Annotated in this window: 22 protein-coding genes; 6 read left to right on the forward strand and 16 right to left on the reverse strand. The window is 66.1% G+C overall.

Annotated elements, in window-relative coordinates; all coding sequences use genetic code 11:
- Positions 1-163: 163 nt before the first annotated feature.
- Both G5V65_RS11405 and sciP read right to left on the reverse strand, forming a co-directional pair.
- Positions 164-847: a response regulator transcription factor gene (locus G5V65_RS11405; RefSeq protein WP_343162843.1), complete on the reverse strand. Its 684-nt coding sequence runs from the start codon at positions 845-847 to the stop codon at positions 164-166.
- An 88-nt stretch (positions 848-935) separates the two neighbouring features.
- Entirely contained in the window at positions 936-1,214 is a 279-nt protein-coding gene (sciP, locus tag G5V65_RS11410; protein ID WP_165050121.1) for a CtrA inhibitor SciP, read from the reverse strand.
- 137 nt (positions 1,215-1,351) lie between these two features.
- On the opposite strand from sciP, the gene mnmA reads away from it, so the two are divergent.
- Positions 1,352-2,497 (forward strand): tRNA 2-thiouridine(34) synthase MnmA, encoded by a 1,146-nt coding sequence (mnmA, locus tag G5V65_RS11415; protein ID WP_165050123.1) that lies wholly within the window; start codon positions 1,352-1,354, stop codon positions 2,495-2,497.
- Between the two features lie 111 nt (positions 2,498-2,608).
- On the opposite strand, the gene lpxB is transcribed toward mnmA, so the two are convergent.
- From lpxB to pyrH, 13 genes are all read right to left on the reverse strand, one after another.
- Positions 2,609-3,724: a lipid-A-disaccharide synthase gene (gene lpxB / locus G5V65_RS11420; RefSeq protein WP_165050125.1), complete on the reverse strand. Its 1,116-nt coding sequence runs from the start codon at positions 3,722-3,724 to the stop codon at positions 2,609-2,611.
- Complete coding sequence (locus G5V65_RS11425) at positions 3,721-4,524, reverse strand: LpxI family protein (protein ID WP_165050127.1); 804 nt, start codon at positions 4,522-4,524, stop codon at positions 3,721-3,723. The genes lpxB and G5V65_RS11425 overlap by 4 nt, the downstream gene beginning before the upstream one ends.
- The gene (gene lpxA, locus G5V65_RS11430; protein WP_165050129.1) at positions 4,521-5,318 is read right to left on the reverse strand and encodes an acyl-ACP--UDP-N-acetylglucosamine O-acyltransferase; all 798 of its coding nucleotides are present in this window, start codon (positions 5,316-5,318) and stop codon (positions 4,521-4,523) included. Before lpxA ends, G5V65_RS11425 begins: the two co-directional genes overlap by 4 nt.
- Before the next feature lie 4 nt (positions 5,319-5,322).
- Entirely contained in the window at positions 5,323-5,784 is a 462-nt protein-coding gene (fabZ, locus tag G5V65_RS11435; protein ID WP_165050131.1) for a 3-hydroxyacyl-ACP dehydratase FabZ, read from the reverse strand.
- A gap of 78 nt (positions 5,785-5,862) precedes the next feature.
- On the reverse strand, positions 5,863-6,510 hold the full coding sequence (locus G5V65_RS11440) for an OmpH family outer membrane protein (protein ID WP_165050132.1): 648 nt from the start codon (positions 6,508-6,510) through the stop codon (positions 5,863-5,865).
- Positions 6,510-8,870: an outer membrane protein assembly factor BamA gene (gene bamA / locus G5V65_RS11445; RefSeq protein ID WP_206526778.1), complete on the reverse strand. Its 2,361-nt coding sequence runs from the start codon at positions 8,868-8,870 to the stop codon at positions 6,510-6,512. The genes G5V65_RS11440 and bamA overlap by 1 nt, the downstream gene beginning before the upstream one ends.
- Positions 8,871-8,960: 90 nt before the next feature.
- Positions 8,961-9,098 (reverse strand): hypothetical protein, encoded by a 138-nt coding sequence (locus tag G5V65_RS11450; protein ID WP_165050134.1) that lies wholly within the window; start codon positions 9,096-9,098, stop codon positions 8,961-8,963.
- 142 nt (positions 9,099-9,240) lie between these two features.
- Positions 9,241-10,578 carry an RIP metalloprotease RseP gene (gene rseP, locus G5V65_RS11455; RefSeq protein WP_165050136.1) on the reverse strand — a complete coding sequence of 446 codons (1,338 nt, stop codon included), beginning with the start codon at positions 10,576-10,578 and terminating at the stop codon, positions 9,241-9,243.
- Positions 10,579-10,581: 3 nt separating this feature from the next.
- The gene (gene dxr / locus G5V65_RS11460; RefSeq protein ID WP_165050138.1) at positions 10,582-11,766 is read right to left on the reverse strand and encodes a 1-deoxy-D-xylulose-5-phosphate reductoisomerase; all 1,185 of its coding nucleotides are present in this window, start codon (positions 11,764-11,766) and stop codon (positions 10,582-10,584) included.
- Positions 11,767-11,772: 6 nt separating this feature from the next.
- Positions 11,773-12,666 carry a phosphatidate cytidylyltransferase gene (locus G5V65_RS11465; RefSeq protein WP_165050140.1) on the reverse strand — a complete coding sequence of 298 codons (894 nt, stop codon included), beginning with the start codon at positions 12,664-12,666 and terminating at the stop codon, positions 11,773-11,775.
- Positions 12,663-13,340: a polyprenyl diphosphate synthase gene (gene uppS, locus G5V65_RS11470; protein WP_165050383.1), complete on the reverse strand. Its 678-nt coding sequence runs from the start codon at positions 13,338-13,340 to the stop codon at positions 12,663-12,665. The genes G5V65_RS11465 and uppS overlap by 4 nt, the downstream gene beginning before the upstream one ends.
- A gap of 123 nt (positions 13,341-13,463) precedes the next feature.
- Positions 13,464-14,030 (reverse strand): ribosome recycling factor, encoded by a 567-nt coding sequence (gene frr, locus G5V65_RS11475; protein WP_165050142.1) that lies wholly within the window; start codon positions 14,028-14,030, stop codon positions 13,464-13,466.
- 114 nt (positions 14,031-14,144) lie between these two features.
- Positions 14,145-14,879 carry a UMP kinase gene (gene pyrH, locus G5V65_RS11480; protein WP_165050144.1) on the reverse strand — a complete coding sequence of 245 codons (735 nt, stop codon included), beginning with the start codon at positions 14,877-14,879 and terminating at the stop codon, positions 14,145-14,147.
- A gap of 162 nt (positions 14,880-15,041) precedes the next feature.
- Between pyrH and miaA the strand changes: the two genes are divergently transcribed.
- From miaA to G5V65_RS11495, 3 genes are all read left to right on the forward strand, one after another.
- Positions 15,042-15,932, forward strand: a complete 891-nt coding sequence (miaA, locus tag G5V65_RS11485) for a tRNA (adenosine(37)-N6)-dimethylallyltransferase MiaA (RefSeq protein WP_165050146.1) — start codon at positions 15,042-15,044, stop codon at positions 15,930-15,932.
- A gap of 156 nt (positions 15,933-16,088) precedes the next feature.
- Positions 16,089-16,910, forward strand: coding sequence for a helix-turn-helix domain-containing protein (locus G5V65_RS11490; protein WP_165050148.1), 822 nt, complete (start codon positions 16,089-16,091; stop codon positions 16,908-16,910).
- Between the two features lie 234 nt (positions 16,911-17,144).
- Positions 17,145-18,791, forward strand: a complete 1,647-nt coding sequence (locus G5V65_RS11495; RefSeq protein ID WP_241250538.1) for an ABC transporter substrate-binding protein — start codon at positions 17,145-17,147, stop codon at positions 18,789-18,791.
- On the opposite strand, the gene G5V65_RS11500 is transcribed toward G5V65_RS11495, so the two are convergent.
- Positions 18,767-18,925: a hypothetical protein gene (locus G5V65_RS11500; protein ID WP_165050150.1), complete on the reverse strand. Its 159-nt coding sequence runs from the start codon at positions 18,923-18,925 to the stop codon at positions 18,767-18,769. The genes G5V65_RS11495 and G5V65_RS11500 overlap by 25 nt on opposite strands.
- Here G5V65_RS11500 and G5V65_RS11505 point away from each other — a divergent pair.
- Together G5V65_RS11505 and G5V65_RS11510 are read left to right on the forward strand one after the other, a co-directional pair.
- Complete coding sequence (locus tag G5V65_RS11505; RefSeq protein ID WP_165050153.1) at positions 18,924-20,009, forward strand: ABC transporter permease; 1,086 nt, start codon at positions 18,924-18,926, stop codon at positions 20,007-20,009. The genes G5V65_RS11500 and G5V65_RS11505 overlap by 2 nt on opposite strands.
- A gap of 9 nt (positions 20,010-20,018) precedes the next feature.
- Positions 20,019-21,185 (forward strand): ABC transporter permease, encoded by a 1,167-nt coding sequence (locus tag G5V65_RS11510; RefSeq protein WP_165050156.1) that lies wholly within the window; start codon positions 20,019-20,021, stop codon positions 21,183-21,185.
- Positions 21,186-21,200: the final 15 nt, after the last annotated feature.

The following is a 21,200-nucleotide window of genomic DNA, read 5'->3' on the forward strand; positions in this document are numbered from 1 at the left end:
AACATAAGGCCCGAATAACTGAACGTCTCTTGGCGCTTTCTCCACAGGATCGGACGCCAGAGAAGATTGACCAAATTATCGGAAACACAAGTTGGACGAGGAACGTGTGCGACGAATGCGGAGAGAACCATGATCTTCTTATCATGATCGGCGAAGAGCCTGACTATGATGCCAGGTGGGTAGAACTGTGCGCGGGGTGCCTTCTGGCGGCTACAAAGGTTTTGGAACAAACGGCGGCTAAATAGAGAACTTTGAAACCGCGTTGAAACGGAAACATAGGCGCATTGATTTTGTTGGATTTTTTGCGCCTAGAAAGATGGTTCAGGAACATCTCCTTGGTCAGCGTCGTGCCCTTGCGCAGGCTGAGGAGTTCCAGGATCTGATACTCCTTGCCGGTCAGATGCACGCTCTTGCCATCCACATCGACGGATTTGGCATCAAGGTTCACATTCACCCGCCCCGTCCGGATCACCGATTGCGCATGCCCCTTGGACCGGCGGATGATCGCGTGGATCCGCGCGATCAGCTCTTCGCGGTGGAAGGGTTTGGTCAGGTAATCATCCGCGCCAAAGCCAAAGCCGCGGATCTTGTTGTCGGTATCGTCCGACCCTGACAGGATCAGGATCGGCGTCTCGATCCGGGCCAGCCGCAACTGGCGCAGAACCTCATGCCCGCTCATGTCGGGAAGGTTCAGGTCCAGCAGGATCAGGTCGTAATCGTAGAGTTTCGCCAGATCGATGCCGTCTTCGCCCAGATCGGTGCAATAGACGTTCAGATTGGCATGTGTCAGCATCAATTCGATGCTCCGCGACGTCGCGGGATCGTCTTCAACCAGAAGTACTCGCATTCTTTACACTCCGAAGGTCGCCTGTAACGACTTTGCAGATCACTCGTTAAACATTGATTACTATGCCAGCATTTGCACGAAACACAATTTAAAATTGACGATATCGCTGAATCTTCGTCACCCGCAGCGCAGCCTCTCCATGGCTGCGCACGGCGTTTTCCCAGTGGCTGAATTCCTCATCCGTCAGGGCATATCGCTCCAGCGCCTCGTCCCGCGCGATCAACCCGTGGGTAACGGCCTGCACCACCACCGCCTTGCGCCGCGCAACCCAGCGCCGCGTATCCAGGGGCGGCAGATCCGCCCGTGTCAGGATCGTTCCATCCGGCAGCGTCACATGGCGCGGGCCGGGTACACGCTTGATATACATGACCATGCTCCTTCCGATCTGTGCCGAGTATCGCCCCACAGTGTTAACTGATGCTGAATGCGCCCGGGGTCCGGGGTCTTGTGGTGGCAGGCGTTTTTCCTGTATGCCTGCGCCCTGCTCCGCCAAGGATCCGACCGATGCCGCTCGACCATCCGCTCAACTCGCTGGGCCTTGCCAAACCGCCGGCCGAAACCCGTGTCGTCGTCGCCATGTCGGGCGGCGTCGATTCCTCTGTCGTTGCGGCAATGCTGGCGGAAGAGGGCTATGATGTCGTGGGCGTCACCCTGCAACTCTACGATCACGGCGCGGCGCTGGCAAAGAAGGGCGCCTGCTGTGCGGGCCGCGATATCCACGATGCCCGCCGCGTGGCCGAAACCATGGGCTTTCCGCATTACGTCCTCGATTACGAAAACACCTTCCGCGAGGCGGTGATCGAGGAATTCGCAGATGCCTACCTGGCAGGCGCAACCCCTGTTCCCTGCATCCGCTGCAACGAAAGGGTCAAGTTCAAGGATCTGCTCGCCACCGCAAGGGATCTGGACGCCGATTGCATGGCCACGGGCCATTACATCCAGCGCAAGATGGGGGCGATGGGGCCAGAGCTGCACATGGCCACGGACCCGAACCGCGACCAGAGCTATTTTCTCTTCTCCACCACCGCGGAACAGCTGTCCTACCTGCGCTTCCCCTTGGGCCACCTTGCCTCCAAGGCGGAAACCCGCGCGCTCGCCGCGCGCTATGGCCTGCCTGTGGCCGACAAGCCCGATAGCCAGGATATCTGCTTCGTCCCGAACGGCAACTATGCCGCCGTGATCGAGAAACTCCGTCCCGGCGCCGCCGACCCGGGCGAGATCGTGGATATCTCCGGTACCGTCCTCGGCACCCACCGGGGCGTGATCCATTACACCATCGGCCAGCGCAAGGGTCTCGGCATCGGCGGCCTGGATGAGCCGCTTTATGTGGTGAAGCTCGACCCCGAGACCCGCCGCGTGATCGTCGGCCCCAAGGAGGCGCTGTCCACCCGCACCGTCCCGCTGCGCGAGATCAACTGGCTGGGTGACGCCCCCCTGACCAGCCGGCCTGAATGGCACCTGAACGTCAAGGTCCGCTCCACAAGGCCCCCGCGCCCCGCCGTGATCCGGCCCCTGTCCGAGACAGAGGCCGAGGTGGAACTGCTTTCGCCGGAAGACGGCGTCAGCCCGGGCCAGGCCTGCGTCTTCTACGCCCCCGAAGGCAGCCGCGTGCTGGGCGGCGGCTGGATCTGGAAGGGCCGCCCGGCCTGAGATTTTTCACTGAAAAATCTCAGGCAACCTCCACCAAAACTCTTCTGGAAGAGTTTTGGTGTCTCCCGCGCCAAGATTTTTGGTCAAAAATCTTGGCGCGTCGTGGCGAAATCACAGCACCGAAAGCACCGACTGTGCCGCCCGCAGGCCGGGCGGCGTGCCGCCTTTTCCCAGCCGCTCCATCACAAGGCTCATCGCACCTTCTTGTGGCGAAGGGTCCGCCAGCAACGCCTCCACCGCGGGCGCGATCAGGTCGGCCCGGCAGCGCTCTCCGATGAATTCCGGCACGACCCGCGTCTCCGACACGAGGTTCACCAAAGTTACCGTGTCGATCAGCGCCGCCCGCCGCATCAGCCACAGCGTCAGCGGGTGCATGTCGTAGGCGATCACCATCGGGCAGCCATTCGCCGCCAGTTCCAGCGACACGGTCCCCGACGCTGCCACCGCCACATCCGCCGCCGCGAAGGCCCCGCGCTTTGCGCCTGCCTCCTCCACGATCGTGGGCGTCACCGGCCAGCCCGCCGCCATCTCGCGCACCAGTCCCGCCACGCCCGGCACCGTGGGCAGCGCCACGCGCAGCCCCGGATACCGCGTGGCCAGCAATCCCACCACCTCGCCCAGCACCGGCATCAGCCGGGACACCTCGCCCCGCCGCGACCCCGGCAAGGCCAGCAGCAGCGGCCCCGTCCCCGCCCAGACCGCCCGCTCCTCCTCTGACGCCAAGGCCTCGGCCACCACCGGATGCCCCACGAAATCGCAACTCATCCCCGCCGCCTGCATATAGGGCGGCTCGAAGGGCAAGAGCGCCAGCACATGATCCACATGCCGCGCCATCTTTGCCGCCCGCCCCGGCCGCCAGGCCCAGACCGACGGCGCGACGTAATGGATCGTCCGCACCGCAGGCTTCATGGCCTTCACCAAGGCCGCCACCCGCAACCCGAAATCGGGCGAGTCGATCGTCACCAGCGCCACCGCATCGGATGCCACGACCGCCTCCGCCACCTCGCGGATACGCCGCTTCAGGTGGAAATACCTGGGCAGCACCTCGGCGATCCCCATCACCGAAAGCTCCTCCATCGGGAACAGCGACGCCATCCCCGCAGCCTGCATCAGCGGCCCCGCCACCCCCGCAAATTCCACATCCGGCCGCAGCACCCGCAGCCCCGCCATCAGCGCCGCCCCCAGACGGTCGCCCGACGGCTCGCCTGCCACAAGGAAGATCTTCACGGCTCCCGCGCCCAGAGGAAAAGCCCCGCCGCCTCGGCCTCGGCCACCATCGCGGGCAGGTCCAGACAGATTACCCCGCCCGCTTCCCACACGATCCCGCCAAGCCCCGCCGCCGCCACCCGCCGAACGGTTTCCACCCCCAGCGCGGGCAGGTCGATCCGCCGGTCCTGCGCGGGCTTCGGCGCCTTGTAGAAGACGCCCTTCGCCCCCGCAGGCCGCAGCCCCGCCGGGATCGCCGCGACGCCTGCCAGCATCGCATCCGTCCCCGGCAATGCCTCCACGGCAAGACACAGCCCCTGCTGCACCACCGCGCCCTGCCCCACATCCACGCGCCCCAGCGCCGCCACGATCACCGCAGCGCGGCCAGCATCCGCGCGGTCCCGCTCGCCCACGGTCCCGCACAGCACGCCCGCCCCCGGCACCAGCGCGGGCGCAAGCTCCGCCACGCCGGCAAGCGCAAATCCCGCCTCTTCGAAAATCGCCAACACCTCGCGCAGGGTCGCATCGTCGCCCTGCCCCATCGCGGCCAGCAGGCGTGGCACCATCGTCGCCGTATCCGGGTCGAACAGCGCCGGGTCCAGCCTCGGCCGCTGCACCGCACCCGCGAAACAGACGCGGCTCACCCCCGCCTCCTCCAGCGCGCGCAGGAAGGGCACCAGCCGTTCCACCCGGAACCGCAGGTCCGGCTCCACGCCCGCCGGATCGAACCCCTCCAGTGCCGCCACGAAGGGCCGCTCCACCGCCGCCGCCACTGCCGCAGGCAGGGCCCCCCGTCCCGCGATGATCGCCGTCCGCGTCATTTCGGCGTCAGGAAGGATCGGTCCGAGGCGGAAAGAATGAAATCCGTCACTTCCCGCACATGCGGGCTGTCCGTCTCTTCGCCCAAACGGCGCGCCCGGTCGAGGAAGGTCCCCTCCCCCTGCGCCAACATCTGATAGGCGGCCCGCAGCGCGGTGATCTCGCCCCGCTCCACCCCGCGCCGTTTCAGCCCGACAAGGTTCAGCCCGTCCAACTCGCCCCGCGGGGCCTGCACCAGGCCATAGGGGATCACGTCATTCGTCACCATGGTGACCGCCCCGATGATCGCGCCCTGCCCGATGCGCACGAACTGATGCACCCCCGACAGGCCACCCACGATCACGTCATCGCCCAGCACGCAATGGCCCGCGATGGCGACATGGTTCACCAGGATCACCCGGTTGCCGATCTGCGCGTCATGGCCCACATGCGCGCCCGTCATGATCAGCACGTCATCGCCCACCCGCGTGACCCCGCCGCCCCCCTCGGTGCCCAGGTTCAGCGTCGCCCCCTCGCGGATGCGGCAGCGGCGGCCCACCACAAGGCGCGACTTCTCGCCCTTGTATTTCAGGTCCTGCGGCACCTCGCCCACCGTGGCGAAGGGAAAGATCACCGTCTCGCAGCCGATCTCGGTCGCCCCGGTTACAACGGCATGGCTCTTCACCACCACCCGCTCGTGCAGCACGACATCCGGGCCGATCACGCAGAACGGCCCGACATCGCAGCCCGCCCCGATCACTGCCCCCGGTTCGACCACGGCAGAGGGATGGATGCGCGCCTCGGGATGAATGGCCATCGGATCAGGCCTTCGGAACGTCGAACATCGCCATGAAGGTGGCCTCGCAGGCAAGCTCCCCCTCCACCATGGCGCGGCCCTCGAACTTCCACACCCGGCCCCCGCCACGCAGCGCCTTCACATGCAATTCAAGCACATCACCCGGCACGACCTTCCGGCGGAACTTCACCCCATCGACCCCCATGAAGAAGACCTTCGCATTCTTGTCCACAAGGTCCATCGACAGCCCCACAAGGATGCCCGAAGTCTGCGCCATGGCCTCGATGATCAGCACGCCCGGAAAGACCGGCATCCCCGGGAAATGCCCGGTGAACTGCGGCTCGTTGATCGTCACGTTCTTGATCCCCACGCAGCTTTCGTTCACCACGATGTCGCGCACCTTGTCCACCAGCAGGAAAGGATAGCGATGCGGGATGATCCGCTGGATCAGGTCGAGATCCGCAAAGGTGACGGGGCTTTCGCTCATCTTCTTCTCCATCGGGCAATCAAGGCGGATGCCCCTTCGTGACTAGCAACTCGGGCAGGGTGAAACAAGCACCTGCCATCAGGGGGTGGCAGGGGCCTCGGGCATGGCGGGCGGCGCCGCCTCGCCGCCGGATCCCGGCGCCACGGCACCTTCCTCCGGCAGGGCGCTGCCATCCCCCAGCGCGGCGTCGATCCGCGCCACGGCTTCCTCGGTGATGTCCACCCCGCGCAGCGACAGGATCACCATCTCCTTGTCGAAGATCGCCACCGCCCCCGCATCGCGCATCAATTCGCCCAGAACCGGCACCGCCGCCTGCAGAAAACGCTGGCGGTCCTCTTCCCGCTTCAAGGTGATCGACCGCGACTTCGCATCCTGTGCCGCGCGGATCGCCTCGGTCTTGCTGTCGAACTCGGCGGCCAGCTTCTGAAAGGATTCGGCATCCAGCGTCGCGCGCTGGTCGGTCAATTGGCGCTCTTCCTCTTCCAGCGCCTGTTCCAGGCGCAGGTTCTCGGCAATCAGGACCTGGCTTTCCGCCTGAAAGCGTGCCTCGGCCGCCTTGCCGAAGGCGGAATCCGCAAACAGGCGGTTCCGGTCCAGCATCAGCACGGGTGCGCGCGGCAGAACCTCTTCCGCCTGCTCCTGCGCCAGCGCGCCCTGTCCGGCCCCCATCAGGGCCAGTGCCACCGCCAGCGCGGCGGCAAAGGGGGCTGACCGCAGCCGCGGCATCAGAACTTGGTCGAAACCGTCAGGTCGAAGGTCTGCTCGACGTCATAGGTTTCCTTGACCAACGGCTTGGCAAAGTTCAACCGCAGCGGCCCCACCGGCGTTTCCCAGAAGATCGAGAAGCCGATCGACGACCGCAGGTTCATCGAATCGTCCACGATATCCGCGCCCGCCAGACCGCCGTTCACGTTGTCCAGGCTCCAGACCGATCCCACATCGAAGAACAGCCCACCCGTGATCCCGTATTCCTCGGGCAGGCCCACCGGGAAATCCGCCTCAAACCGCGCCACGGCGAACATGTTGCCGCCCAGCGCCTCGGCCGTGGCCCCCGCGCCCAGTTCGCGCGGCCCGATCCCGCCCGGCTCGAAGCCGCGGATCTTGCCATTGCCGAAGAAGCGCTCGGTGATCCTGCTGTTCGTGCCGCCCAGGCTGTTGATCATGCCGCCCTCAAAGATGGCGCGCAGCGTCACCTCTTCCTGCCGCACCTTGGTTTCCGCAAGGGCCAGCGCGGTGGTCATCACATATTTGCTGTCTCCGCCCAGCCCGGCAAAATCCTGGCCAAAGCGCAACAGCACGCCGCCCTTCGGGTTCAACCCGCTGATCCGGCTGTCATAGCTGTAGGTATAGCCGATGGCGCTGGTCGTCACGGCCCCCTGCGCATCCTCCAGCCGCAGGATCTGCGACGAGGTGGCAGGCACATTGCTGATCTTGCTATCCTGATAGGAATAGCGCACTTCCAGCCGGCTCAACTCGCCCAGCGGAAACTCCAGCGCGGGCGAGATGCGGGCAATGCGCGAGTCATAGGTGGACGAATTCTCGTTGTCCGACTCCCGGTAGGACACCGCGAATTTCAGCGCCACGTCGCGCCCCAGGAAAGCAGGCTCGACGAACGAGAAACTGCCCTCGGCCGAATCCGTGCCCGAGGTCAGCGACAGGCCCACCGCCTGCCCCCGGCCAAGGAAGTTCTGCTCGCTCAGGCCCACGTTGAAGCCAACGCCGGTCGACACGCCATAGCTTGCCCCGAAGGTCAGCGAACCGGTCGGCTGCTCCTCGACATCGACATTCACCACCACCTGATCGGGGGTGCTGCCCGGCTCGGCATTCACGCTGGCATCGGCGAAATAGCCCAAGGCGCGGATGCGCTCGGCCGACTGGCGGATTTCCCGCGCATTCAGCGGGTCGCCTTCCACCGTGCGGAACTGGCGGCGCACCACCTGATCCAGGGTCGTCGTATTGCCCTCGATGTCGATCCGCTCGACAAAGATCCGCTCGCCCCGGACGATGGCGAATTCCACATCCAGCACCCCGCCCCGTTCGTCACGGGTGATGCGCGGATCGACGCGGACGAAGTTCAACCCCTTGCGCAGGGCCAGGTTTTCCATCCGCGCGATATTGTTGTCGATCAGCGCAGGCGACCAGACCTCGCCCTTGCGGATGCGCTGGACGGCCGCGAATTCCGCCGCATCCAGCCCCTCGATCTCGGAGACCGTCGACACCTCGCCGATGCGGAACTGCTGCCCCTCGCGGATCGTGATCGTCACGAAAAAGGCGTCCCGCTCGCGCGCCACATCCGATGTGGCGTCCAGCACCTGCACATCGGCATAGCCGCGCGCCAGATAGAAATCGCGCAAAAGCTGCTTGTCCAGCTCCAGCCGCTCCGCCACGAAGGTATCGCTCTGGATGATCTGGCGCAGCAGGCCCGCCTGCTTGGTCTCCAGCACCTGCCGCAGGCGGCGGTCGCTGAAGGCGCGGTTGCCGACGAAGGACAGCCGCTCGATCTCTGCCACCTTGCCTTCGGTGATCTCGAAGACCAGGTCCACACGGTTTCCGTCGCGGCGGATGATGCGCGGCTCCACCGTGGCCGCGATCCGGCCCCGCAGCCGATAGGCTTCGGCGATATTGGCCGCATCCTCTTCGGCCTGCGACGGCGAATAGACGAAACGCCCCTTGGATTTGGCGATCTCGGCCAGCTCCTCGTCCTTCAGGCGCGAATTGCCCTCGAAGTTGACGATGTTCACCATCGGATATTCGACGACCCGGATCAGCAGCGTGCTGCCCTGCGGCACCAGTTCGACGGATTCGAACAATCCGGAATTCACGATGCCCTGATAGGCGTCATTCAGACGTGCCGCCGAAACCGTCTCGCCCCGACCGATTCCTGCGTAAGAGATGATCGTCGCAGGCTCGATGGTCTGGTTGCCCTCGACCTTCACGGTCGAAAAGCTGTAGCTCTGCGCGATGGCGGGTGTCAGGAACGGCGTCGAAATGGCCGCGCTGGAAAGGAAAACCGCAATCAGGGCCGGGCGCAGCACCCCCGTCTTCGTCTCCGCCGACGCCCCAAATACGCCTGTCGGTTTCCGCATCGCCCTAGCCCCGCCATTAACAAATTCTTGTGTCCTGACTTAGCCGGAAGCGCAGGACTTGTCAAAAGGCAGAGGCGTTCTTAACCAAATTCAATGCGCCAGAAGCGAGGTGCCGAGGAATGCCCCGGCCAGCAGCCCGGCAATCATCGTCCCCACGGTGAAGATCCGGTCCGAATTCACCACCATGATCACGGAGAGGCCGCGATACCCGTTCGAGAAACCCTGCATCGTCATGCTCCTCATCTGTCGATGATGCGGAACTAGGCCCCGATTATGGCACCAGTTTGGCCCCGGTCCGGCGCTTTCGCGGCCTGCGGCATGGTGGCACGGCCCTTGCTGTCGCGCCGGTCGCGCTCAGCGGCGGGATATCTCAGGGGCAGAAGATGTCATTGGTCAGCGCGAAGACCATCAGCGTCAGAATCGCCGCCAGCCCCACCGCCATCAGCACCTGCAGCGCCCGCGCCGTCGGCGGGCGGCCGGTCACCGCCTCATAGGCGTAGAACACCAGATGCCCCCCATCCAGCACCGGCACCGGAAAGAGGTTCATCATCCCCACCGCCGTGGACAGCATGGCGATGAACCAGATGAAGCTGGTCAGCCCCGCACTCGCCGCCGCCCCGGATGTTTCGGCAATCCCGATGGGGCCGCGCAGGTTGCAGGATGAAATCGCCCCGGTCACCATATGCCACAGCCCCGAAAGCGAGGTCGTGGCGATGTCCCATGTCTGGCCCGCCCCAAGGGTGATGCTTTCCACCAGCCCGGGCTGGCGTGTCTCGGGTTCGAAATAAAGCGCGCCCGTCAACCCGATCAGCCAGCGCGTCTCGAACCCGCCTTCCGACAAGGGCAGATCCACCCGGCGCGGCTGCAACTCCAGCGTGATCTTCTGCCCGCCGCGCAACAGATCCAGCGTGATCGGCCCGCCGTCGGATGCCCCCACGATCTCGCGCAACTGGGCGAATGTCACCACCGGCGCGCCATCCACCGCCAGCACCACATCGCCCGGCTCCACCCCCGCCTCGCGCGCAGCGGAATCGGGATGCACCGATTCCACCAGCGGCGGCAAAGGATGCGAATCCGTCAGATCCAGCTCCGCCTCGCCCCGCGCCACGCGATAGGCCACCCGCGGTTCGGCAGGCAGCGTCGCGGCCGCCGCAAGGAAGCTTGGAAAATCTGGCGTCTCCTGCCCGCCCAGTTCCAGGATCCGGTCGCCCGGCTGCAATTCGGCCGTGATCCCCGGCATCCCCCGCACCGATCCCACGGCAGGCGCCTCGGTCGCCACGCCATTGGTCAGGAACACCCCGGCAAAGACCAGGATCGACAGCACGAAGTTGAACACCGGCCCCGCCGCCACCGTCGCCGTCCGCGCCCAAAGCGGCGCGCCATGCATCGTGGCCCGCCGCTGTTCCGGCGTCAGCCCGCCCAGATCATCCACATGCCCGGCCGAGGCCGCGTTGGAATCGCCGAAGAACTTCACATAACCGCCCAGCGGCAGCGCGGCGATCTGCCAGCGCGTGCCCTGCCCATCCATCCGCGACCAGATCACCGGCCCGAAGCCCAGCGAGAAGACCTCCGCATGGATGCCCGACCAACGCCCGACGATGTAATGCCCGAATTCATGCACGAAAACGATGATGAGCAGCGCCACCACGAAAGCCAGCACCGTATAGGCCAGCCCCCCGAAACTCGGGATCAGGTTGATCAGTTCCACGCCCTACCTGCCCTTTTTGCCATGCGCCGCGCATTCCGCGGCCCTTGTCCTTGCCAGATGGTCCATCGCCAGCACTTCGTCCAGACCCGCCGCCGGAATTCCCAGCGCCACCTCGCCCGAAAGCCGCTCCAGCGTGGCCTCGACCACCGCCGCCATGTCCAGAAACCCGATCTCACCCGCCATGAAATGATCCAGCGCGATCTCCTTGGCCGCGTTGAAGGCCGCCCCCGCCTTGCCGCGCAGCGCCATCACCTCGCGCGCCAGCCGCAGCGCGGGGAAACGCAGCTCATCGGGCGCCTCGAAGCTCAGCCGTGCCAGCCGCGCCAGATCCAGCCGCTCCACCGGCACATCGCCCCGCGCGGGCCAGTGCAGCGCATAGCCGATGGCATGGCGCATGTCCGCAGGCCCCAGATGGGCCATCACGCCGCCATCGCGGAACCCCACCAGCGCATGCACGATGCTTTGCGGATGCACCAGCACCTCGATCATCGCCGGCTCAAAACCGAAGAACTCCCGCGTCTCGATCAGTTCCAGCGCCTTGTTGAACATCGAGGCGGAATCGATGCTGATCCGGTTGCCCATCGACCAGTTCGGATGCGCCTTCGCCTCGGCCACCGTGGCCGCGGCCAGCCGCTCCAGCGGCCAGTCGCGAAACGGCCCGCCCGATGCGGTGATGATCACCCGCTCCACCGCAGCCCTGTCCTCGCCCGTCAGTGCCTGGAACACCGCCGAATGCTCGCTGTCCACCGGCAGGATCGTCGCGCCATGCGCCTCGGCCGTGGACATCAGCAAGGGCCCCGCCGTGACAAGGCTTTCCTTGTTGGCCAGTGCCAGCGTTCCCCCATGACGCAGCGCGCGCATCCCCGGCACCAGCCCCGCCGCGCCGACGATCGCGCTCATCACCCAATCGGCAGGCCGGTCCGCGGCCTCGGCAATCGCCGCCGCCCCCGCCGCCGCCTCCACGCCCGATCCGGCCAGCGCCGCCCGCAGCGCGGGCAGTTCCTCCTCATGCGCGACAACCGCCACCTCGGCCCGCAACTCCCGCGCCATCTCGGCCAGCCGCGCCACATTGCGCGCGCCCGTCAGCGCCACCGTGCGGAACGCCCCGGCCCCGCCCGCCCTGCGGATCAGGTCAAAGGTGCTTTCCCCGATGGACCCCGTGGCCCCGAATATGGAAATCGACCGCATGCAGGATCAGCCGATGGGAAGCGTCTTGAAGAACAGGCCCAGCACCATCACCAGAACCGTCGCCCCGATCAGCGCGTCGAACCGGTCCAGCAGCCCGCCATGGCCCGGGATCAGGGACGAGCTGTCCTTCACCCCCGCCCGCCGCTTCACCCAGCTTTCCGCGATGTCGCCCAATTGCCCGGCCAGGGCCACCAGCGCCGAAAGCGGCACCAGAACCCAGCCGCCAAGCCCCGCCAGCACAAAGCCCGCCCCCACCAGCGCCGCCCCGATCCAGCCCGCAACCGTGCCCGACCATGTCTTCTTCGGGCTGACGCGGGGCCAGAATTTCGGCCCGCCCACCATGCGCCCGACGAAATATCCCGCCACATCCGACGTCACCACGATGATCACCAGCCACAGCACCCCGGCCGTTCCCGCCTCGTCGCGGAATTCCACCAGCCCATAGCCCGCCACCATGATCGCCGCCGCATAGATCGCCGCGATCCGCCGGTCGCGCCGCGGCGTCAGCGCCAGCGCCAGCGAGGGGATCATCAGGAAGGCCGCCGCCAGATCCGACCGCAGCACCAGCGCCGCGCCCAGCGCCGCCGCCCCGATCCCCGCCATGACCAGCGGGCGGTTCTTCTGCACGGGCGCCGTGATCGAAGCCAGTTCCCAGATCATCCCCGCCGTCAGCAGCACCACCAGCACCGCAAAGGACGGGCCGCCCAACCAGATTTCCGCCGCCCCGACAGAGACCATGACGATGGCCGACACGAACCGCGTCCGCAGATCCGCCCAGCGCAGGCTGCCCGCCGGGGCCGGGGCGAAGGCCGCCGCCTCCTGCCCGGCCTGCCCGGGGGCTGTGCCACCCTCCTCGGGGGTGCCCCCTGTCGGCCCGGCCTCCTGCTGCCCGGTCGTCATGCGTTCACCACCCCGCCGAACCGGCGTTCGCGATGGCCGAACTGCCCCACGATCTGCGCCAGATGCTGCGCCCCGAAATCGGGCCACAGCGTTTCAGAGAATTCGTATTCCGCATAGGCCGCCTGCCAGGGCAGGAAATTCGATGTCCGCGTCTCGCCGCTGGTGCGGATGATCAGGTCCGGGTCGGGCAGATCGCCCGTATCCAGCCGCGACGAGATCAGCGCCTCGGTCACCGCCTCGGGTGCCAGCAGCCCCGCCGCCACGTCCCGCGCGATGGCGCGCACCGTGCGCGTGATCTCGTCCCGGCCGCCGTAATTGATCGCCACCGTCAGGTTCAGCCGCGTGCCCGCCGCCGTCCGCGCCTCGATCCCGGCCATCATCTTCTGCAGCTTGGGATCCAGCCGCGACCTGTCGCCGATGAAGCGCAGCCGCACCCCCTCCACCGACAGCCGGTCCGCCTCGCGCTCGATATAGCGCGCGAAGATCGCCATCAGGCCCAGCACCTCTTCGGTGGACCGCTTCCAGTTCTCGGTCGAAAAGGCATAGATGGTCAGCCAGCGGATCCCCAGATCCGGACAGGCGCGCACCACCTCGCGCACCCGCTCGGCCCCGCGCCGGTGGCCCACCAGCCGCGGCCAGCCGCGCGAGGTGGCCCAGCGGCCGTTTCCGTCCATGATGATGGCCACATGCTCCGCATTGCGGGGCGGGCGCTTCGGATCGGTTTTCTCGCCTGTGCCCAAGCCCAGCTCCCCGTCAGACGGCAGGCAGGCGGCCCCGGGGCCGCCCTGCGCCCCGTGTCAGACCTGCATGATTTCCGCTTGCTTCTGTTCAAGCTGCCTGTCGACCGCGGCAATCGCCTTGTCCGTCAGCTCCTGCACCTCGTCCGACCACATCTTCTGGTCGTCCTCGGACATGCCCGCCGCCTTGGCCTTCTTGATCTGGTCCATCCCGTCGCGCCGCACGTTGCGTATCGCGACCTTGGCGCTTTCGGCATATTGCGCCGCGACCTTGGCAAGCTCCTTGCGGCGCTGCTCGTTCAGTTCCGGGATGGGCAGCCGGATCAGCGGCCCGTCGGTCACCGGGTTGATCCCCAGCCCGCTTTCGCGGATCGCCTTTTCCACCTTGCCGATCATGCCCTTGTCCCAGACATTGATGACCACCATCCGCGGTTCGGGCACGTTCACCGTGCCCAGCTGGTTGATGGGTGTCATCTGGCCATAGGCTTCCACCTGAATGGGATCCAGGATCTGGGCCGAGGCCCGCCCCGTCCGCAGCGAGGCGAATTCCGTCTTCAGCGCGTTCATCGCGCCATCCATGCGGCGCTCGATGGCGTCAAGGTCGATGTCGAGGTCGTCAGCCGACATGTGGTCTTCCTTCATTCCCCGGTCCGCTGCGGGACCGTTTCCCGTTCTATAGCAGAGCCGCGCCAAAACGGAACAGCCCCGTAGGGCGGGGATTTCCCCGCCACCCGCCGCAGTTCACCCAGTAACGCGCGTATAGGTGCCCTCGCCGCGCAGGATGCCGCGGAACCCGCCCGGTTCATCCAGCGAGAAGACGATGATCGGCAGGTTGTTGTCGCGGGCCAGCGCAATGGCCGAGGCATCCATCACCCCCAGATGCCTGGCCAGGCATTCGTCATAGCTGACGGTCTCATAGCGCTTGGCATCGGCATGCTTCTTGGGGTCCTTGTCATAGACCCCGTCCACCTTGGTGCCCTTGAAGATCGCCTGGCAGGCCATCTCGTTGGCGCGCAGCGTGGCGGCCGTGTCGGTGGTGAAATAGGGATTGCCCGTTCCGGCGGCAAAGATGCAGACCCGCTTCTTCTCCAGATGCCGCACCGCGCGGCGGCGGATATAGGGCTCGCAGACCTGATCCATCGGGATCGCGCTGATCACCCGGGTGAAGACGCCCAGCTGCTCCAGCGCCGACTGCATCGCCAGCGCGTTCATCACCGTGGCCAGCATCCCCATGTAATCCGCCGTCGTCCGCTCCATCCCCTGCGCCGATCCGGCCAGTCCGCGGAAGATGTTGCCGCCGCCGATCACCATGCAGATCTCGACGCCCAGATCATGGACCGACTTCACCTCCTGCGCGATGCGCTGGACGGTGGGCGGATGCAGCCCGAAGCCCTGATCACCCATCAGGGCCTCACCGGAAATCTTGAGCATGACGCGGCTATAGGTGACCGATGCATCAAGAACCGGTTTGGACATGGAAACCCCGCTTTTCGTAATCTGGTTTGACTGCGGCGCAAAATGTATGAAAACGGCGTCGGGTTCAACCGGGGAACCGCGCGCCCTGCGGGCCGCGCGGGCGGGGAGGGCAACCTGCCCTCCCCGCACCCCTCCCGGCGCGGAGCGCGACCCCCGGCGCGGATGGAAAGGAGGCAGGCCCTGCGGTTCGACACCAAGACCCTCTCGCGCGAGGCGCCCATCCTGATCGCAGGCCCCACCGCCAGCGGCAAATCGGCCCTGGCGATGGAGCTTGCCGCCCGCGACGGGCGGGTGATCGTCAATGCCGATGCGCTGCAGGTCTATGCCAACTGGCGCATCCTGACCGCCCGCCCCTCTCGCCAGGATGAAGCGCAGGCCCCTCACGCCCTCTATGGCCATGTCCCGCGCGAGGCCGACTGGTCCGTCGGCCACTGGCTGCGCGCCGTCCTGCCGCTTCTGGATCGCCCCGTCGTCATCGTGGGGGGCACCGGGCTCTACTTCACCGCCCTGACCGAGGGCCTGGCCGAGATCCCCCCCACCCCCGCCGCCATCCGCGCCCGCGCCGACCTCATCCGCGAAACCGAAGGCCCCGCCGCCCTTCTGGCCGCGCTCGACCCTGCCACCGCCGCCCGGATCGACCGTCAGAACCCCGCCCGCATCCAGCGCGCCTGGGAGGTGCTGCAGACCACCGGCCGCGGCCTTGCCGCCTGGCAGGACGACACCGCCCCCCCGGCCCTGCCCCTTTCAAAGGCCGAAGCACTGGTGCTGACCCCCGATGTCGCCTGGCTGAACGCCCGCATCGACCGCCGCTTCGACGCCATGATCGCCGAAGGTGCGCTGGAGGAGGCGCGCGCCGAACTCCCCCATTGGCAACCGAACCGCCCCGCCTCGCGCGCCATCGGCGCGCCGGAACTCATCGCCCATCTGCAGGGCAGCCTGCCCCTGCTTGAGGCCATCGCCGCCGCCAAGACAGCCTCGCGCCAATATGCCAAGCGCCAGCGCACCTGGTTCCGCTCGCGCATGGGCGACTGGCGCGCCATCCCCCTGCCCTGAGCCAGAAGCGAACCGGACCCACACGCACAACCCAAAGGTTATCAACAGCATCCGAAAGGCTTGTGGATAACTGCCCGGCCTTGCCATCTTTTTGCTTGGGTTGGTTGCAATACCGGCGTTATGATTCGCTTCGAACCCATGGCGGAAGAGCCCCGGATGCAAGACCTCACTCAGGCAGCGGCCCTTACCGGCCCGGCTGGCGGCGAACCGCGACTTGTCGCGATCCCGCGGCTGGCGGCTGGCGGTCGCTGGCGGGTCGAGGCGATGCGCGCCATTTCCGAACCCATGCTGCTCTGGTTCACCAAGGGCCAGGGCCGCATCACCATCGCGGGCGTCACCCGCGGCTATACCGCCCATAACGCCGTCTTCATCCCCGCAGGAGTGATGCATGGCTTCGAGGTCGGCCCGCAGGTCTTTGGCAATGCCCTCTTCTTCGGCAAGGATTGCACCCTGCCCCTGCCGCAGGCCCCGCATCTGCTGCGCATCCGCGAGGTGCATGCCCAGCAGGAGGTGAATGTCATCTTCGACATGATCCTGCGCGAGATGAATTCCGACAGCCCGGCCCATGAACGCGCCACGCGCCATTACATGGGCCTGCTCGGCGTCTGGCTGGAACGCCAGGTCGCCAAGGCCGCGCCCGAACAGACCCGCCCCGATGCCGCGAAACGGCTTGTGGCGCGCTACACCGCCCTGATCGAACGCGATTTCCGCACCGGCGCAGGGGTCGGCGAATTCGCCGCCGCGCTGGGCGTCACGCCCACCCACCTGTCGCGCTGCTGCCGGCAGGCCTGCGGGCGCTCGGCCATCACCATCCTGCAGGATCGCCGCATCTTCGAAGCGCGCCGCCTGCTGGCCGAAACGCGCATGCCCGTGGGCGAAATCGGGGCCAGCCTCGGCTTCACCTCGGCGGCCTATTTCACCCGCGCCTTCCAACACCTTACGGGCAAGTCGCCCACCGAATTCCGGCGCTCGGTTTGACCTTGCGGGCAAATGCCCGTATACGTCCTGAACATGTCGTAAACAGACATTGAACCGCCGAAACCAAGCGTTGACGGATGGTCGAAAAAGATGCGCTATTGGCGGGGCGATCCGTGCGCATCGGTTCGGTTTTTCCGGTCTCCCCCTGCGGGATGACCGGACGCGAAAAGATCAACCGGGGCGCGAAAGCGACATAAAAACCAATAAAGCCACTGCCTGTCCAGGGAGACCGAAATGAAAGACACAACCCAGACCGCCATGATCCATCCGGCGGCAACCATGTATGCCGAGGAAGTGCGCCAGGGCGTCCTGTCCCGCCGTGAATTCCTCGCCCGCACCACCGCGCTCGGCGTTTCCGCCGCCGCTGCCTATGCCCTGATCGGCATGGACGCGCCCGCCATGGCGCAGGACACCCCCACCGAAGGCGGCACGCTGCGCATGTCGATGGAGATCAAGGCGCTGAAGGACCCGCGCACCGCCGACTGGTCGCAGATCGCCAACGTCACCCGTGGCTGGCTGGAATACCTCGTCGAATACAACAATGACGGCTCGATCCGCGGCATGCTGCTCGACTCGTGGGAAGCCAATGCCGACGCGACCGAATACACGCTCAAGGTCCGCGCGGGCGTGAAGTGGAACAACGGCGAGGATTTCACCGCCGATGACGTGGCGCACAACTTCGCCCGCTGGGCCGACGGCAATGTCGAAGGCAACTCGATGCCGGGCCGCATCTCGATGCTCGTCGATGCCGAGAAGAAGGCCCTGCGCGACGGCGCCGTCACCGTGGTCGATCCGCTGACCGTGAAGCTCGCGCTCTCCGCGCCCGACGTGTCGCTGCTCGCGGGCCTGGCCGATTATCCGGCTGCGGTCGTTCACAAATCCTATGAAAACGGCGACCCGACCCAGACCCCGGGCACCGGCCCCTATCTGCCCGAAACCGTCGAGGTTGGCGTCAAGGCGCATCTGGTCAAGAACACCAACCACACCTGGTGGGGCACCGCCGTCTATGGCGGCCCCTATCTGGACCGGATCGAATATACCGAACTCGGCACCGATCCCTCGGCCGAAGTGAACGCCGCCGCCGCCGGTGAAATCGACGCGACCTATCAGTCGACGGGCGAATTCATCGAACAGTTCGATGCGCTGGGCTGGACGAAATCCGAAGCCGTCACCGCCGCGACGCTGGCCGTCCGCTTCAACCAGCTGGCCGAGGAATACAAGGATGTGAACGTCCGTACCGGCCTCATTCAGTGCGTGGACAACAATGTCGTCCTCGAACTGGGCTATTCGAACCTCGGCACCGTGGCGGAAAACCACCATGTCTGCCCGATCCACCCCGAATACTACGCCCTGCCCCCGCTGACTGCCGATCCGGCCGCCGGCGCGCAGAAGGTCAAGGATGCGGGCAAGGGCGATTTCGAATTCGAGCTCATCTCGCTCGATGACAGCTGGCAGGCCGCAACCTGCGACGCCGTCGCAGCCCAGATCCGCGATGCGGGCCTGAACATCAAGCGCACCGTGCTTCCCGGCTCCACCTTCTGGAACGACTGGCTGAAATACCCCTTCTCGGCCACCGAATGGAACATGCGTCCGCTCGGCGTCCAGATCCTCGCGCTGGCCTATCGTTCGGGCGAAGCCTGGAACGAAGCCGCCTTCTCGAACGCCGAATTCGATGCCGAACTCGCCAAGGCGCTGTCGATTTCCGATGCCAAGGCGCGGTCCGAAGTGATGAAGCGTCTCGAAGAGATCATGCAGGAACAGGGCGTCATGGTGCAGCCCTACTGGCGCTCGATCTACCGCCACTTCGATCCCAAGGTGAAGGGGGCCGACATGCACGCGACCTTCGAACACCACCACTACAAGTGGTCGATCTCGGCCTGATCGCCTGATTGCCAATCGGATGCGCGGGGGGGCACCTCTCCCCCGCGCATCTTCCGCATCGCCACCAGAGCCGCAGCAAGGCCCCCGCGCCTCTGCCCGCCCTCATCCCCCATGATCGGGAAAGGATGATCCATGCTGTATTTCGTGCTGCGGCGCATCGGCGTGATGGTGCTGACCGCCATCGCCCTGACCTTCATCGTCTTCTACATGACGAACCTGCCCCCCAACCTCGAGAAGCTCGCCAAGTCCGAGGCCTCGGTCCGCATGGCCGACGATGCCGTGGCAAGCTGGCTCGAGAATAACGGCTATGGCGGGCCGGTGCTGGTGCGCTATGGCGAATGGCTGGGCGTCATGCCCGGCTGGACGCGCGAGGGGGAGGATGGCACCCTGCGCGGCCGCTGCATCGCAAATGGCACCGATCCCGCCACCGCCCCCCGCTTCTGCGGCATCCTGCAGGGCAACTGGGGCTTTTCCACCGTCTTCAAGCAGCCGGTGACAGAGGTTCTCGCCCGCTCGCTCGGCGCGACGGGCTGGCTCATGCTCTGGGTGATGATCGTGATGGTGCCCTCCTCGCTGCTCCTGGGCGTGCTGTCGGGCATGCGCGAAGGCTCGCGCACCGACCGCGTGCTGTCCACCTTCGCCATCACCACCACGGCAACCCCCGAATATGTCTCGGGCGTCATCCTGATCGCGCTTCTCGCCTCTGCCACGGCGGGCATCTCGCCCATCCTGGCCGAGGCGGGCTGGATCTCGGGCAAGACGCTCTTCCCCGGCACCGCGACATCGGCCATGGACGACATCACCTTCTGGAACTTCTTCCTCCCCGTGATGACCATCGCCCTTTACGGCATCGGCTACATCGCCCGCATGACCCGCGCCTCGATGACCGAGGTGATGACCCAGCAATATATCCGCACCGCCCGCCTGAAAGGCGTCTCCTTCCGCCAGGTCGTGATGAAGCACGCGCTCCGCAACGCCCTGATCGCCCCCTTCACGGTGATCATGCTGCAATTCCCCTGGCTGCTGAACGGCGTGGTGATCGTGGAAACGCTGTTCAACTACAAGGGCTTCGGCTGGACGCTCGTGCAGGCCGCCGGCAACAACGACATCGACACGCTGCTCGCCTGCTCGGTCGTCGCCGTCTTCGTCGTCCTGGTGACGCAGCTGATCTCGGATATCGGCTACGTCTTCCTCAATCCCCGCATCCGCCTCGCCTAAGGATCACGCATGGAAGACGCACTCTCCTGGGGTTCCATCCTCCTGCGCATCGCGGCGCAACTCCTGCCCGTCTGGGTGGCCCTGATCGTCACCTTCGCCCTTTCGATGCAGTTCAAGCGCCGCCTCGGCCTCTATGGCCGCATCTTCGACAGCCCGGTCGGCATGACGGGATTCGGCCTTGTCATGTTCTGGGTCTTCACCGCCCTCTTCGCCGACTGGATCATCACCCATGACCCGCTGGCACAGCTTTCGGGCATGAAGAACATCATCCCCGGCTCGCCGCTCAAGGATCCCGCCGAAGGGGCCTATCCCTGGTATCTGCTGGGCGGCGACCACCTCGCCCGCGATGTCTTCTCCCGCGTCGTCATGGGCGCGCGCGAGGTGCTGAAGATCGCCCCCGCCGCCACGGTCGTGGCTTTCATGGTGGGCATCACGCTGGGCCTGCCCGCAGGCTATCTCGGCGGCAGGCTCGATACCACGATCAGCTTCCTGTCGAACCTCGTCCTCGCCTTCCCGGTGATCCTGCTCTTCTACCTGCTCGTGACACCCGAAATCCGCGTCACCGGCATCCCCATCGCGCTGGCCGCCATCCTCTTCATCTTCCCGGTGATCTTCCTCACCATCCTCTTCAACTCGCGCTTCTTCACCACCCCTGCCAAGCGCAACCTCTATGTGGGCCTCACGCTGCTCTTCGGCCTCTGGGCCTATAGCGGCCTCGCCTTCAACGCCGATCCCTTGGGCATCTGGTCGATGGACCCGAACATGCTCAACGTCTTCGTCTCGGTGGTCTTCGTGAACTCGCCCGGCGTGTTCCGCATCGTGCGCGGCATGGTGATGGACATCAAGACCCGCGACTATGTGGCGGCAGGCCAGACCCGGGGCGAAGGGCCATGGTATATCATGCTCTGGGAAATCCTGCCCAATGCCCGCGGCCCCCTGATCGTCGATTTCTGCCTCCGCATCGGCTACACCACGATCCTTCTGGGCACGCTCGGCTTCTTCGGCCTCGGCGTCACGCCCGAATCCCCCGATTGGGGCAGCACCATCAACTATGGCCGCCGCCTTCTGGCCATCGCCCCCCACCCGGCGGTCGTCCCTGCCATCGCCCTCATGTCGCTCGTCCTCGGCCTGAACCTCCTCGCCGACGGCCTGCGCGAGGAAAGCATGAAGGACTGACGCCGCGATGCCCCT

This window comes from Paragemmobacter kunshanensis (assembly GCF_011059185.1).
GTDB lineage: Bacteria > Pseudomonadota > Alphaproteobacteria > Rhodobacterales > Rhodobacteraceae > Paragemmobacter > Paragemmobacter kunshanensis.